The 14,091-nt window shown below is 64.7% G+C and carries 14 protein-coding genes; 8 read left to right on the top strand and 6 right to left on the bottom strand.

Translation table 11 applies throughout. From position 1 onward, the window contains the following. Positions 1 to 24 precede the first annotated feature (24 nt). Positions 25 to 2,169, bottom strand: a complete 2,145-nt coding sequence (dinG, locus tag V5F23_RS05890) for an ATP-dependent DNA helicase DinG (RefSeq protein WP_042731890.1) — start codon at positions 2,167 to 2,169, stop codon at positions 25 to 27. 99 nt (positions 2,170 to 2,268) lie between these two features. On the opposite strand from dinG, the gene V5F23_RS05885 reads away from it, so the two are divergent. Beyond that, positions 2,269 to 2,733 carry a DUF2269 family protein gene (locus V5F23_RS05885; protein WP_042731891.1) on the top strand — a complete coding sequence of 155 codons (465 nt, stop codon included), beginning with the start codon at positions 2,269 to 2,271 and terminating at the stop codon, positions 2,731 to 2,733. A gap of 68 nt (positions 2,734 to 2,801) precedes the next feature. Here V5F23_RS05885 and V5F23_RS05880 read toward each other — a convergent pair whose 3' ends face one another. The 4 genes from V5F23_RS05880 to V5F23_RS05865 all read right to left on the bottom strand — a co-directional run bounded on the left by V5F23_RS05880 (position 2,802) and on the right by V5F23_RS05865 (position 5,495). After that, positions 2,802 to 3,560 (bottom strand): collagen-like protein, encoded by a 759-nt coding sequence (locus V5F23_RS05880; protein ID WP_123579562.1) that lies wholly within the window; start codon positions 3,558 to 3,560, stop codon positions 2,802 to 2,804. Further along, entirely contained in the window at positions 3,553 to 3,825 is a 273-nt protein-coding gene (locus V5F23_RS05875; protein ID WP_042731893.1) for a DUF1145 domain-containing protein, read from the bottom strand. The genes V5F23_RS05880 and V5F23_RS05875 overlap by 8 nt, the downstream gene beginning before the upstream one ends. A gap of 158 nt (positions 3,826 to 3,983) precedes the next feature. Next, positions 3,984 to 4,709: an OmpA family protein gene (locus tag V5F23_RS05870; RefSeq protein WP_047736972.1), complete on the bottom strand. Its 726-nt coding sequence runs from the start codon at positions 4,707 to 4,709 to the stop codon at positions 3,984 to 3,986. 90 nt (positions 4,710 to 4,799) lie between these two features. Next, on the bottom strand, positions 4,800 to 5,495 hold the full coding sequence (locus V5F23_RS05865) for an OmpA family protein (RefSeq protein WP_042732783.1): 696 nt from the start codon (positions 5,493 to 5,495) through the stop codon (positions 4,800 to 4,802). 192 nt (positions 5,496 to 5,687) lie between these two features. On the opposite strand from V5F23_RS05865, the gene V5F23_RS05860 reads away from it, so the two are divergent. The 4 genes from V5F23_RS05860 (at position 5,688) to V5F23_RS05845 (ending at position 7,438) form a co-directional block, all read left to right on the top strand. Further along, the gene (locus V5F23_RS05860; RefSeq protein WP_042732784.1) at positions 5,688 to 6,185 is read left to right on the top strand and encodes a DUF6231 family protein; all 498 of its coding nucleotides are present in this window, start codon (positions 5,688 to 5,690) and stop codon (positions 6,183 to 6,185) included. 8 nt (positions 6,186 to 6,193) lie between these two features. Beyond that, positions 6,194 to 6,676 (top strand): YchJ family protein, encoded by a 483-nt coding sequence (locus V5F23_RS05855; RefSeq protein ID WP_042732787.1) that lies wholly within the window; start codon positions 6,194 to 6,196, stop codon positions 6,674 to 6,676. Between the two features lie 67 nt (positions 6,677 to 6,743). Next, positions 6,744 to 7,229 (top strand): LEA type 2 family protein, encoded by a 486-nt coding sequence (locus V5F23_RS05850; protein ID WP_042732785.1) that lies wholly within the window; start codon positions 6,744 to 6,746, stop codon positions 7,227 to 7,229. 5 nt (positions 7,230 to 7,234) lie between these two features. Continuing rightward, positions 7,235 to 7,438: an SEC-C metal-binding domain-containing protein gene (locus V5F23_RS05845; RefSeq protein ID WP_003198420.1), complete on the top strand. Its 204-nt coding sequence runs from the start codon at positions 7,235 to 7,237 to the stop codon at positions 7,436 to 7,438. Between the two features lie 217 nt (positions 7,439 to 7,655). Here the strand turns inward: V5F23_RS05845 and V5F23_RS05840 are convergent, their stop codons facing one another. Next, positions 7,656 to 8,213, bottom strand: coding sequence for a cysteine hydrolase family protein (locus V5F23_RS05840; RefSeq protein ID WP_123579564.1), 558 nt, complete (start codon positions 8,211 to 8,213; stop codon positions 7,656 to 7,658). Positions 8,214 to 8,448: 235 nt separating this feature from the next. On the opposite strand from V5F23_RS05840, the gene V5F23_RS05835 reads away from it, so the two are divergent. The 3 genes from V5F23_RS05835 to V5F23_RS05825 all read left to right on the top strand — a co-directional run bounded on the left by V5F23_RS05835 (position 8,449) and on the right by V5F23_RS05825 (position 13,863). Next, positions 8,449 to 10,899, top strand: a complete 2,451-nt coding sequence (locus V5F23_RS05835) for a penicillin acylase family protein (protein ID WP_123579565.1) — start codon at positions 8,449 to 8,451, stop codon at positions 10,897 to 10,899. Positions 10,900 to 11,146: 247 nt separating this feature from the next. After that, complete coding sequence (locus tag V5F23_RS05830; protein ID WP_042731518.1) at positions 11,147 to 12,178, top strand: ligase-associated DNA damage response exonuclease; 1,032 nt, start codon at positions 11,147 to 11,149, stop codon at positions 12,176 to 12,178. After that, positions 12,175 to 13,863: an ATP-dependent DNA ligase gene (locus V5F23_RS05825; RefSeq protein ID WP_338497751.1), complete on the top strand. Its 1,689-nt coding sequence runs from the start codon at positions 12,175 to 12,177 to the stop codon at positions 13,861 to 13,863. The genes V5F23_RS05830 and V5F23_RS05825 overlap by 4 nt, the downstream gene beginning before the upstream one ends. Positions 13,864 to 14,091: the final 228 nt, after the last annotated feature.

Below are 14,091 nucleotides of genomic sequence, written 5' to 3'. Positions count from 1 at the left end.
GCTGACCATAAAAATGACGGGGCGTCAGGAAATCTCCCGCCGAAACGGTGGCAGCGCATTCAGGATCGCCTTGCCATAGCGCTGGGTCACCAGCCTGCGGTCGAGCAAGGTGATGGTGCCGCGGTCTTCCTCGGTGCGCAGCAGTCGACCACAGGCCTGGACCAGTTTCAGCGACGCATCCGGCACGGAGATCTCCATGAACGGATTACCGCCCCGCGCCTCGATCCACTCCGCCAGCGCGGCTTCCACCGGGTCGTCGGGCACCGAGAACGGGATCTTGGCGATCACCACGTGTTCGCAGTAGGCGCCGGGCAAGTCGACGCCTTCGGCAAAGCTGGCGAGGCCGAACAGCACGCTGCTATCCCCACCGTCGACCCGCGCCTTGTGCTTGTTCAGGGTTTCCTGTTTCGACAGGTTGCCCTGGATGAACACCTGCTTGCGCCAGTCGCGGTCAAGGCCGTCGAACACGTCCTGCATCTGCTTGCGCGAGGAAAACAGCACCAGGGTGCCCCGCGAACCTTCCACCAGTGCCGGCAGGTCGCGGATGATCGCCGCGGTATGGCCGGCGGCATCCCGCGGGTCGGCGTTGAGGTCCGGCACCCGCAATACACCGGCATCGGCATGATGGAAAGGACTCGGGACCACGGCGGTCACGGCTTTCTTGGGCAACCCGGCACGCATGCGGAAGCGGTCGAACGTGCCCAGCGCCGTCAGCGTGGCGGACGTCACCAGCGCGCCATAGGCGACGTTCCACAGGTTGCGCCGCAGCATGTCCGCCGCCAGGATCGGGCTGGCGTTGACCTCGATGTCGAACAGCGAGCCGCTTTCGGCCAGGGTCAGCCACCGGGCCATCGGTGGGTTGTCTTCCGGGTCTTCGACGGTGAAGGCCGTCCACAGCTCCCAGTTGCCCTGGGAACGCGACAACAGGCTGCCGAACAGCGGGTACCACTCCTCGGCCTGGTTGCTGGCGATGCCGATGTTCACTTCGCCATCCATGCCTTCCTTGAGCAGGTCGGTCAGGCGGGTGAACAGGTCGGTCAGGCGCGCGAAGCCTTTCTTGAGCTCGATGCCCATTTCGCGCATGTGCTCGGGGATCACCCCACCCACAAACCGATGGCGGGGTCGCTCACGGCCCTCGACGTCTTCGCCCGGCTTGAAATCGGCCACCTGCTCGCAAGCGGTGAACATGAACTGCTGGTTCGTCTTGATCTCCCGCGCCAGCTCAGGCACTTGCTCGATCAGCTTGCCCAGGTCGCCCGGCAATGGATGCTGGGCCAACAGCTTGGTGAGGTTCTTGGCGGTGGTTTCCAACCAGTCGGCGGTGGAGCGCAGCCGGGTGTAATGGGCGAAATGACCGATGGCCTTGTCCGGCAGGTGATGGCCCTCGTCGAACACGTAGACGGTGTCTCGCGGGTCCGGCAATACCGCGCCGCCGCCCAGGGCCAGATCGGCCAGGACCATGTCGTGGTTGGTGACGATCACATCGACCTTGCCCATGCCTTCGCGGGCCTTGTAGAAGGCGCACTGGCCGAAGTTGGGGCAATGACGGTTGGTGCACTGGCTGTGATCGGTGGTCAGGCGGGCCCAGTCGGCGTCTTCCAGCGCGGTGGACCAGCTGTCACGGTCGCCGTCCCACTTATTGCCGGCGAGCTTCTCGATCATGCTGGTGAACAGCTTCTGGCTGGCCTCATCGACTTCGATCTTGAAGCCTTCTTCTTCGAACAGCTGGGCCGTGGCGGTCTGCGCCTGGCCTTCCTGGAGCAACATGTCGAGCTTGGACAGGCACATGTAGCGCCCACGGCCCTTGGCCAGGGCGAAGGTAAAGTTCAGCCCGCTGTTGCGCATCAGGTCGGGCAGGTCCTTGTAGACGATCTGCTCCTGCAGGGCGACCGTGGCCGTGGCGATCACCAGGCGCTTGCCGGCGGCCTTGGCACTGGGAATCGCCGCCAGGCTGTAGGCCACGGTCTTGCCGGTACCGGTGCCGGCCTCCACCGCCACGACGGCGGGCTCGCCACTGCGCCGGCCTTCATCGTCGGTGTCGATATCGCCGAGGACTTTCGCCACTTCGGCGATCATCAGGCGCTGGCCATAGCGCGGCTTCAGGCTCTTGGCTTCGAGAAAACGCGAATAGGCGCCCTGGATCGTGGTTTTGAGTTCGGTGCTGATCATGAATGTCGGGCGCTAAAAAACGCTGGATAAATTTTCAGTGGTTCGGATCGGCGGCTATCATACCCCGCTAATGAATCCTGCGCAGAACGGAGTAACCCGATGACACCCTTTGCCCTCGTCTACACCCTGCATTTACTGGCGGCCCTGGTCTGGGTCGGCGGCATGTTCTTCGCCTGGATGATCCTGCGACCCGCCGCAATGACGGCACTTGAGGGCCCTGCCAGGCTGACGTTGTGGGTAGAAGTGTTTCAGCGTTTTTTCATTTGGGTCTGGGTCGCGGTGCTACTTTTGCCGATAAGCGGTGTAGGCCTGATCCACCTGCGCTTCGCCGGTTTTGAAACCGCGCCGCGCTATGTGCAGGTGATGATGGGCTTGTACGTGGTGATGACGGCACTGTTCATCCGCATCCAGGCCCTGCAGTTGCCACCGCTGCGCAACGCCGTGGCCGCGCAGGACTGGCCGACGGGCGCAGCGGCCCTGGGGAAGATTCGCAGGCTGGTGGGCATCAACCTGCTGATCGGTTTGCTGGTGGTGGCGATCGGCGCGGCGCGACCGATGTTTTAACGCGATCCCTGCCGGGATACGAAATCCTGTGGTAGCAAGCCCGCTCCCACATTTGATCCGTAGCGTGCTTAGAAGCGCTGCACCGTCACCACGCCGGCCGCTCCCGCAGGCCCAGGCTGGCCCTCGGCGCCGGGGCGGCCGCTCTTGCCACCGTCGGCGGTATAGACCAGGCAACCCTTGGCCTTGCCGCCGTGGCCGGGCTTGCCGCCCGGGCCGGGAGCGCCGCCGGCACCACCGTCCACGGTCACCTTGATCTGCTCGGCCGGGTAGGCGCTCGGCAATTCGAGGCGTACCCGTGCACCGGCCGCACCCGGCAGGCCGTCGCTGCCATTGCTGCCGTCGGCGCCACGCCCCGCCGCGCCCCACGTACAACCCGGCGCCTGGCCGTTCGCACCGTCCAGGCCTACGTAACCCGGCGCACCGGCACCCCCACGGGCATCCACGGACAACTGCGGCGCCGTCAAGGCATTGAAACGCAGATTCAGATCACGTCCCGGCCGTGCCGCCTTCGTGTAGGTGCCCGGGGCGCCGCGGGAGGTGATCTGGCTGCCCTCGGCCAACTCTGCCTGGACCACCTTCATGTCCAATGCCTGTTGCGCGGGCACGATGGCGATCCGGGCTTCGCGTCCCAGGTGCAGTTGGCCAACGGACAACTCGGTGACATTGGATGGCACCAGCAACGTGCCGTAGTCGGCCACGTCCAACCGCTCCAGGGTCAAGGTGCTGGTGGTATTGGGCAAACGCATCAGCGAATGGCTTTCTACCTGGAGCACCTGGGCCGAGGCCCAAGGGCTGACAAGGGCGACGAGCAGACACAATTTACGCATGGGAAGCCTCTGGCGCGGTCGGGAGGGTTTGCAGGTGGAAGATGCCGAACAGCAGCACGCGAAGGCGATCACGGCCCGGTGCAGGCCGGCCCCGAAAACTGGCCCTGAACAGCAGCAGTTCGAGCACATGGAGCACCAGCAACACGGCACCGGCGAGGTTGACCAGCAGATGCAGCGGATGGACGAGCGGCATGATCAGGTTGACCAGCACCACCAGCCAGAACAGCAGGGTCAACAAGCGGCCCAGCCCCCAGAACACCTTCATACGTCCTCCCCGACGAACATTATTCTTTGGGCGCACAGTAACGGCTAGCGCGCGCGATAAGCCAGAGGCGGGGGCAAATTTAATTTAACGCGGCTCGATGGCCGCCGGATCGCGCCATGGCGAGCCGGCGGCCCCGGGCCCACTGAAGCGAAGCGCACTCAACGCTGGATGTGCAGGTCCACCCGACGGTTCTGCGCCCGCCCTTCATCAGTCTCGTTGTCGGCCACCGGCTCGCTTTCGCCCTTGCCTTCGCTGGTGAGCTTGTCCGGCGCCAACCCCTGGGTCAGCAGGTACTCCACGACGCTGCTGGCCCGGCGCTCGGACAACCCTTGGTTATAGGCCTCGGTCCCGACGCTGTCGGTGTGGCCGACCACGCGGATACTGGCGACGTTGGCATGGCCCAGCTTGCCCATCAACCCATCGAGCTGGCTTCGAGCGGCGGGCGTGAGGTCGGACTTGTCGAAATCGAACAACACCTTGCCGGCATCGTTGAGGGTGATGACCTCCGTCGCCGGTGCCTCGGGCTCGGCCACAGGCGCGCTGGCCGGGTACTGCGGCAACGGGCACCCGTGATGTTCGACCGGGGTGTTGGCCGGCGTGTCGGGGCAACGGTCACGGCGGTCGAACACGCCGTCGCCGTCTTCATCGCCATCCTGGGCGTAACAGATCAACCCACCGCCCAGCAGGCCCAGCGCGGCACCGCCGGCGGCCCAGCCACTGCTTTGGATGGCGCCCAGGCCACCGCCAGCCAGGCCACCGATCAAACTGCAGATCGGCCAGGTACGTTGATTGAGAGAGGCGCTGCCATCGCTGTGGGTGGCGCAACCGGACAACAGACTGCTGGCCAGCAGTACCGGTAAGGCGGCCCTGATTAGAACGTTCATGGTGAAGGCTCCTGTGTCACCGGCCCATACCGGTCACACAGGAGTAAAGACTGCCATCGGCAACTCTACAAGCCGCGGATGGCAAGGGCTTCAGCGGTTTATCCTGATTTCGGTCCGGCGGTTCAGCGCACGTCCGTCGGCGGTTTTGTTGCCGGCCACCGGTTGGCTTTCCCCGGCACCGGACACCGAAACGAAACTGGCGCGCGGCACGCCCTGCTCGACCAGGTATTGCACCACCGAATTGGCCCGTTTCTCCGACAACCGTTGGTTATACGCATCGCTGCCGACGCTGTCGGTGTGGCCGGTGACCCGCAGTTGCGTCGTGGACGTTTCCTGCTTCAACCGGGTCGCAACGGTGCTCAGGACCTCTTTGTCGGTCGGGGTCAGCGTGGCCTTGTTGAATTCAAAGTGCACGTCGCGGATCACGATGGTTTCTTCCTTGACCACCACGGGGGCTTCGACCACCGGCGCCGGTGCAGGTGGCGGGCAGCCATCGGCGTCGACTTGCACGCCCTTCGGCGTGCCCGGGCACTTGTCGCGGCTGTCCGGCACGCCGTCGCCATCTTCGTCGCCGTCGCCATGGGCCCAGCACCAGGCGCCCGCCACGGTACCGGCCACCAGTGCGCCTGGGCCGATCCAGGAACTGCTTTCGATGGCGCCCAACCCCGCGCCGACGACGCCACCGGTGGCCGCACAGATCGGCCAGTCGGTTTTCTGCAAACCTGCGCAACCAGTCAACACACTGGTTAGCAGAACCAGGGGTAACGCTGTCCGAACTATGCTCATCGGGTGTTCTCCTTGAGGGATCGGCATGGCGCCGATTCAGGGGAGTAAAGACCCGAGTTCGGATCTGCGCCAGCTTCACGCAATCGCGACTTTTGCCCCGTGTTTGCGACCGTTCGACACGGTTAAGCGCAAACCGCTCTAGGCCATGATGTCCGGGCAGGCTATCGTGGTGCCCCTGACAGAGGAACTTCGATGACCGTTGCCATTTCTTCGCGCACGCCCCAGCAAGCCTTGGCGGCCGTGCTTGAGCGTTATGCCCCGCAAAAACTGCTGCTGATCGGCGCCAGCGGCTTCCCCGCGCTCGAGGCGTTCCAGCAGGCGCACCCCGCCACGCAAGTGGTGCACGCCGGCCCCGGCCCCTTGCCGGCGGACGTGGCGGCGCGGCGTTTTGACCTGGCCCTGGCGCTCGATTGCCTGGAGCATTTGCCCAAGCGCGACGGTCTGAACCTGTTGGGTGGCATCCGTAACCTGAACGCCAGCCGTATCGCCGTGCTCGCGGACCTGAACGCCTGCGGCTGGCAAGAGACAGACTTCTTTTCCCTGGCCCTGCAAGCCAATGAGCGATTCCAGCGCGAGGAACAGGTGCTGACCCTGTTCACCTACGATCTGCTTGAATACAAGCAAGTCCCCGACTGGCTCAACTCACGCTTTTGGGCCAACCCGGAAAACTTTGGAAAATACTGGTGGTAGCCGTGAACATGAGCCCACACACACCCATTTGCCCTTGCGGCAGCGGCAACTTGCTGGACGCCTGCTGCGGCCACTACCACGACGGCCACCCGGCACCTTGTGCGCAAGCCCTGATGCGCTCGCGCTACAGCGCCTACGTGCTGGGGTTGGTGGACTATCTGGTGAGCACCACCCTGCCCGCCCAGCAGGACGGTCTCGACCGCCAGGCCATCAGCGACTGGAGCGCCAACAGCACCTGGCTGGGCCTGGAGGTGGAAAGCAGCGAAGTGTTCGGCGGGCAGCCGGAACACGCCTTTGTCACCTTCACCGCGCGCTGGCACGATGGCCAGGGCGAGCACAGCCACCGGGAACAATCCTCGTTCGTGCAGAACGATGGGCGCTGGTACTTCATCGATCCCTCCGTGCCGGTCAAGGCCGGCCGCAACGACAGCTGTCCGTGTGGCAGTGGGCATAAGTTCAAGAAGTGCTGTGCGGGCTACTTCGGCCGCTGATTTCACGAGCGTCCGACATGCCCCCTCTCGCCAGCGGGCTAGACTGGAATAAACCAGAGGCGCGGACATGACCCAGACAACGCACCTGCTACGCATCACTTGCCTGTTGTTGTTCATCGGGCTCGGCGGCTGTGCGTCCTGGCGAGGTGAACAGGCGCCCGAACCCCAGGTGCACCTGGCCAAGGTCGAGGTGGTGCGGGCGCGGCTGCTGGAGCAGAAGTTCACTTTGCACTTTCGCGTCGACAACCCCGGCGACAGCGACCTGACCGTGCGCGGCCTGACGTATCGCATCCACTTGGGCGACCTGTTGCTGACCGAAGGCGAGCATGAGCACTGGTTCACCGTAGCACCCAGGCACAGTGCCTATTTCAAGGTGCCGATCCGCACCAATCTGTGGCCCCAGGTACGAGACGTGGTGAAACTGCTTCAAAAACCCCGGGAACAGATCCCCTACCGGCTGGAGGGCGAGCTGGAAACCGGCCTATTCATCGCCCACTACGTGCACCTGGAACGCAATGGCGTGATAATCGCCGCCGATTTAATTGCGGAGTAACCCCGATGACCCAGCAACCCCATGTCCACGGCCCTGATTGCAACCACGATCACGACCATCATCACGATCATGACCACGGCCACGTCCACGGCCCGAACTGCGGCCACGCTCACCAGGAACCGGTGCGCAACGCCCTGAAGGACGTCGGTCGCAACGACCCGTGCCCGTGCGGCAATGGCAAGAAGTTCAAGAAGTGCCACGGGGCTTGAGGGTTCGGGCGAAGAACTTCTTCGCCTGTTGACCCCTGTGTGCGAGCTGCTCGCGATAGCGCTAGGTCAGCCAGCATTGTTTGACCTGGCCTGCCCTCTTCGCGAGCAAGCTCGCTCCCACAGGATCTTGCAGTGAAACGATATCCGGTGATCGCCGCAGAATCAGTGTGGGAGCGAGCTTGCTCGCGATGAGGCCGGCACATCCAACCTCCCTTGGTCAGCCTGCGTCCAGAATCCGCCGCACACTGACCACCGTCGCATACTCGCCATGCAGGTTGCCTAGGGACATGCCATGCACCTCGCCGGCCGAGCGCGGGTTGCCGAAATAATCGGGCTTGTCGAAAGTGAAGCAGGCGTCTTCGGCCACCCAGGTGTCGAACCCCAGATTGCCGGCCGTGCGCGCCGTGGACTCCACCGAATTGTTCGTCGCCACCCCCACGATGACCAGTTGCTCGACACCCGCCCGACGCAGATCCGCCTCCAGGTGAGTGGCGCAGAAAGCGTCTGGCACATCCTTGTGGATCACCCACTCCCCCGCCAATGGCTCGAAGCGCTGCTGCACCTCCACGCCCGATTGCCCCGGCCAGAACACCGAGTCCGGCGAACGGGACAGATGATGAACGTGCACCACCGGCCGCGCCGACGCTCGCCAGAACCCCAGCAGTTCCAGCATGCGCAACTCAGCCTCGGGGTTGTTGCGAGGCCCGAGCCTGGGATGGAGGATGCCTTTTTGTTGATCGATGAGGATCAAGGCTGCGTTGTTGCGTAGTTCCATGCCATGTCTCCCTGGCTCGGTCATTTGGGCTTTCCCACCTTGCGCGTCCTCCCTTCCTACCTGCAACGCCAGACAAGATCAATCCGCTCCAGCCCTGAAATCACCAAGGTTCCATCCGCGCAGGGGCTTTCATCGCCAAATCAACAAATAACCCTCGCCCCCGCTTGCGCGGCCCCCTCCTGCTCACTAACGTAGCGCCTTTATTGACGACACCCCCTCCCGCAGGAGCTTTGCCATGGCCTCGCCAGCCTCTATTTCCTTCATCCCCCGGCTCGGCGTTGCCGCCGCAGTGGCCAGTGTGCTCGGTTTGAGCGGATGCCAGTCCTGGAACACCCAGGACACTGTCCCGCCCACCTCCGGGGTGCAGCCGCTCAAGGGGCTGGCACAGAATGTTTCGATTCGGCGCAATGCCATGGGCATGCCGCTGATCGAGAGCAACAGCTTCCACGACGCGCTGTTCTCCCTCGGCTACGTCCACGCCAGCGACCGCATCGGCCAGATGGTGACCCTGCGCCTGCTGGCCCAGGGGCGCCTGGCGGAGATGTCCGGTGCCGAGCGGCTGGACGTCGACCGCTACATGCGCGCCGTCAACCTGAAGAAAAACGCCGATGAGCTGTACAAGGCCTCGTCGCCGCGGCTCAAGCGCTTCTTCGAAGTCTATGCCCGGGGCGTCAACGCCTACCTGTTCCGCTACCGCGACAAGTTGCCGGCGGACCTGGCGGCCACCGGCTACAAACCCGAATACTGGAAGCCGGAAGATTCGGCGTTGATGTTCTGCCTGTTGAACTTCAGCCAGTCGGCCAACCTGCCGGAAGAGATCGCCAGCCTGGTGCTGGCCCAGACGGTCAGCCACGACAAGCTCGCCTGGCTGAGCCCGTCCTACCCGGACGAGCCGCTGCCCCTGGCCGAGGCCGACAAACTCCAGGGCATCCGCCTCAATGGCCAGGTGCCCGGCCTCGGCGAGATCAGCAAGGCCAGCAGCCAGTTGGCCGCGATGAACCTGCTGGGCGCTGCGTCGTCGAGCAACTGGGCCATCGCCCCGCAACGCAGCCGCAGCGGCAAGAGCCTGCTGGCCAGCGACAGCCATGGGCCGTTGGGCGTGCCGGCGCTGTGGAGCCCGGTACAGATCCGCGCGCCCAAGTACCAGGCAGCCGGGCTGTCGGTGGCGGGCATTCCGATGATCCTGGCCGGTTTCAACGGCAAGGTGGCCTGGAGCATGAGCAGCGTGCAGGGGGATAACCAGGATTTGTTCCTGGAAAAAATCCGACGCCAGGGCAATGGTCTGTCCTACGAGGTCAACGGCAAATGGCAGCCGGCGACCGTGCGCAACGAAACCTACTTCATCAAAGGCCAGCGATCGATTCGTGAAGCCGTCTACGAGACCCGGCATGGCCCGCTGCTCAACAGCGCCCAGGGCCCGGCCCTGGCCAATGGCTTCGGCCTGGCCTTGCAGACGCCGAGCTTCACCGACGACAAGACCCTGGACGCGTTCTTCGACCTGTCCCGGGCGCAGAGCGCCGAGAAAGCCTCCGATGCCAGCCGGGAAATCCGGGCCATGGCCGCGAACCTGGTCTTCGCCGACGCCAGCCATATCGGCTGGCAAGTCACCGGGCGTTATCCGAACCGCCGCGAAGGTGAAGGCCTGCTGCCGTCGCCAGGCTGGGACGGGCGCTACGACTGGGACGGTTACGCCGACCCGATGCTGCACCCCTACGACCAGGACCCGGCCCAAGGCTGGCTGGGCACCGCCAACCAGCGGGTCATCCCCCATGGCTACGGCATGCAGTTGTCCAACTCCTGGGCCGCGCCGGAGCGTGGCGAGCGCCTGGCCGAGCTGGCCGGCGCGGGCAAGCACGACGCCCGTAGCCTGAGCGCCATGCAGTATGACCAGACCACCCCGTTTGCGGCCAAGCTCAAGAAAGTCTTCGAAGCCCCCGGCATGGCCCTGCCGCTCAAGCAGGCGATCGACGCCCTGCCGGTGGCCGACCGGGCCAAGGCCCGCGAAGCCTGCACTCGCCTGATGGCGTTCGATGGCCGCCTCAGCCCGACGTCCGCTGACGCTGCGATCTATGAGCTGTTCCTGCAGGAAAGCATGAAGCAGATCTTCCTCGACGAACTGGGCCCGGACAGCAGCCCGGCGTGGAAAGCGCTGATTGCCAACGGCCAACTGTCCTACGCCGCCCAGGCCGATCACCTGCTGGGGCGCGAGGACAGTCCGTTCTGGGACGACGTGCGCACACCGCAGAAAGAAGACAAGGCGCTCATCCTCGCCCGCAGCCTGGCGGCGGCCATCAGCGCCGGTGACAGCCAACTGGGCGGTGCTCACCAGGCCTGGCAGTGGGGCAAGCTGCACAGCTACGCGTGGAAAAACAGCAGCGGCCAGGTCGTGCGTGGCCCGGTAGCGGCAGGCGGCGATGCCACCACGCTCAACACCGCGGCGTTCGCCTGGGGACAGGACTTCAACACCGCCGTGGCCCCAGCCATGAGGCTGATCGTGGACTTCGGCCAGCCTGAACCGTTGATGGTCCAGGACGGCGCCGGTCAATCCGGCAACCCGGCGAGCCCGAACTACCTCAATGGCATCGACCCGTGGATCAAGGGCCAGTACCAGAACCTGCCGCTGCAACCGCAGAACTTCGACCGGGCGTACGGCAAGACGCGGTTGACCTTGGTGCCGGGCAAATAGCGGCACTGCACCTCACTGTGGCGAGGGGATTTATCCCCGTTGGACTGCGCAGCAGGCCCAAACCAGACAACTCAATTTGCCTGATACAAAGAGTTGTCTGTTTTCAGGGTCGCTGCGCAACCCAACGGGGATAAATCCCCTCGCCACATTTGCTCAACCTTACAGAAGAGCCTGCCCCGCCAAACCCGATAGAACTTCTCACCCCGCGCTCGCCTCTACCTGACAAGCCCATCACCCCGGTGATTGCATGGATCTTGTCATTGCTCGCCCTGAAGGACTGTATTGCCCGCCCGGGGATTTCTACATCGACCCCTGGCGTCCAGTGGAACGCTCGGTCATCACCCACGCCCATGGCGACCACGCCCGCGGCGGCAACCAGCACTACCTGGCCGCGGCCCCCGGCGAAGGCATCCTGCGTTCGCGGTTGGGCCAGGACATCAACCTGCACACCCTGCCCTATGGCGAACGCCTGGTGCATCACGGCGTGACCCTGAGCTTTCATCCCGCCGGCCATGTGTTGGGGTCGGCCCAGGTGCGGCTGGAACACCGGGGCGAAGTCTGGGTCGCCTCAGGGGACTACAAGGTCGAACCCGACGGCACCTGCGCGCCGTTCGAACCGGTGAAATGCCACACCTTCATCACCGAGTCGACCTTCGGCCTGCCCATTTATCGCTGGCAACCCCAGGCGCAGATCTTCGACGAGATCAACCAGTGGTGGCGAGCCAACATTGCCGCGGGGCGCGCCAGCGTGCTGTTCTGCTATTCCTTCGGCAAGGCCCAGCGAATTCTCCACGGCATCGATGCGAGCCTCGGGCCGATCCTCGCCCATGGCGCGGTGGAACCGTTGAACCGCGTCTACCGCGAGGCCGGCGTCCACCTGCCGCCGACCCTCTATGCCGGCGACGTGAAAAAGAACGATCCACTCATGGGCCAGGCGCTGGTCATCGCCCCGCCGTCGGCCGGCGGCAGTACCTGGATGCGCCGTTTTGGCGACTATAGCGATGCCTTCGCCAGCGGCTGGATGCGCCTGCGCGGCACCCGCCGGCGGCGCGGCGTCGACCGCGGCTTCGTGCTCTCCGACCACGCCGACTGGCCAGGCCTGCTCTGGGCCATCGAGCAGACCGGCGCCGAACGGGTCATGGTGACGCACGGCTCGGTGGGCGTACTGGTTCGTCATCTGCGCGAGCAAGGTCTCGACGCCCAGGGCTTCACCACGGAATACGGCGACGACGAGGAAGACGTGGCCAGCACCGCCGACGCCGACGAGGACGCGTCATGAAAGCCTTTGCCGAGCTGTATGCCGACCTGGACGCCACCACCTCCAGCAATGCCAAGCTGGCGGCCATGCAGGACTACTTCGCCAAGGCCTCACCCCAGGACGCGGCCTGGGCCGTGTACTTCCTGTCCGGCGGACGCCCGCGGCAGTTGGTCCCGGTCAAGGTCCTGCGGGAGTTGGCGGTGCAGGTCTCGGGGTTGTCCGCCTGGCTGTTCGAGGAAAGCTACCAGGCCGTGGGCGACCTGGCCGAAACCATCTCGTTGGTCATGCCGGAGTCGCCCCACCTTTCCGACGAAGGCCTGGCCTCGTGGATCGAACGCAAACTGCTGCCATTGCGCGGCGAAACCCCGGAGGTGCTGGCGCAACGCTTGCCGGCGTTGTGGGCGCAACTGGACCGACCGAGCCTGATGCTGTGCATCAAGCTCATCACCGGCAGCTTTCGCGTCGGCGTGTCCAAGCTGTTGGTCACCCGCGCCCTGGCCGGCTTGGCCGGGCTGGACAGCAAGCGGGTGGCCCAGCGCCTGGTGGGCTACACCGATCTGGCCCACCGCCCGACCGCCGCGGCTTACCTCAAGCTGATCGCCGCCGAATCCGCCGATGAACATGCCCAGCGCGGCGGCCAGCCTTATCCGTTCTTCCTGGCCCACGCGTTGTCTGCACCGGTGGAGCAATTCGACGCCCTGCTGGGCCCGGCCAGTGACTGGCAAGTGGAATGGAAGTGGGACGGTATCCGCGCCCAGGTGGTTAAGCGCGATGGCCATCTGTGGGTCTGGTCCCGGGGCGAAGAACTGGTGACCGAGCGTTTTCCCGAATTGCATTCATTGGCCCAGGCTTTGCCTGATGGCACGGTGATCGACGGGGAAATCGTCGTCTGGAAAACCTCGGAGCCGCTGACCGAGGATGCCTTCGATCCGCAGGCGCCGCTGTCCGCCTCGGTGCAACCGTTCGCCCTGTTGCAGCAACGCATCGGCCGCAAGACCCTGGGCAAGAAAATCCTCGAAGACGCGCCGGTGGTGATGATGGCCTACGACCTGCTGGAGTGGCAGGGCGAGGACTGGCGCAGTCGCCCCCAGGCCGAACGCCGCGAGCGCCTGGAAGCATTGCTGGCGCGGGCCCATAGCCCGGTGCTGCTGCCTTCGCCCCTGGTTACCGGCCAGGATTGGCCCGACCTTGCCCGGCAGCGGGAAGCATCCCGCCGGCTGGGCGTCGAAGGCATGATGCTCAAGGCACGCGATGCGCTGTACGGCGTCGGCCGCACAAAGGACATGGGGGTGTGGTGGAAGTGGAAGATCGACCCGTTCAGTGTCGATGCGGTGCTGATCTACGCCCAGCGCGGCCACGGTCGACGCGCCAGCCTCTACAGCGACTACACCTTCGCGGTCTGGGACAACCCGCCAGGCAGTCGCGACCGCACCCTCGTGCCGTTCGCCAAGGCCTATTCAGGCTTGACCGACGCTGAAATGCGCCAGGTCGACAGCATTGTGCGCAAGACCACCCTGGAAAAATACGGTCCGGTGAGCAGCGTCACGCCGACCCTGGTGTTCGAGCTGGGCTTCGAAGGCATTGCCCTGTCCAAGCGCCACAAAAGCGGAATCGCGGTCCGGTTCCCCAGAATGCTGCGCTGGCGCAAGGACAAGCCTGTCGAGGAAGCGGACACACTGGCGACGCTGCAGGATTTGTTGAAGTAAGCCTGAATGGGCCGGGCCTGTAAAAACTCCCAAGGTAACCACTGTCAATGTGGCGAGGGATTTATCCCCGTTGGCCTGCGTAGCAGGCCCAAACCAGACAACTCAATTTGCCTGATACAAAGCGTTGTCTGTTTTAAGGGCCACTTCGCAGCCCAACGGGGATAAATCCCCTCGCCACAAAGGCACCGCAATGCCACTGACGCCCCATCCCGGTGCACCTTTTTGTTG

It is taken from the genome of Pseudomonas sp. WP18 (genome assembly GCF_036689585.1).
GTDB lineage: Bacteria > Pseudomonadota > Gammaproteobacteria > Pseudomonadales > Pseudomonadaceae > Aquipseudomonas > Aquipseudomonas chlororaphis_E.
The sequence above is the reverse complement of the archived record's forward strand: the minus strand, read 5'-3'. Positions and strand labels throughout refer to the sequence as shown.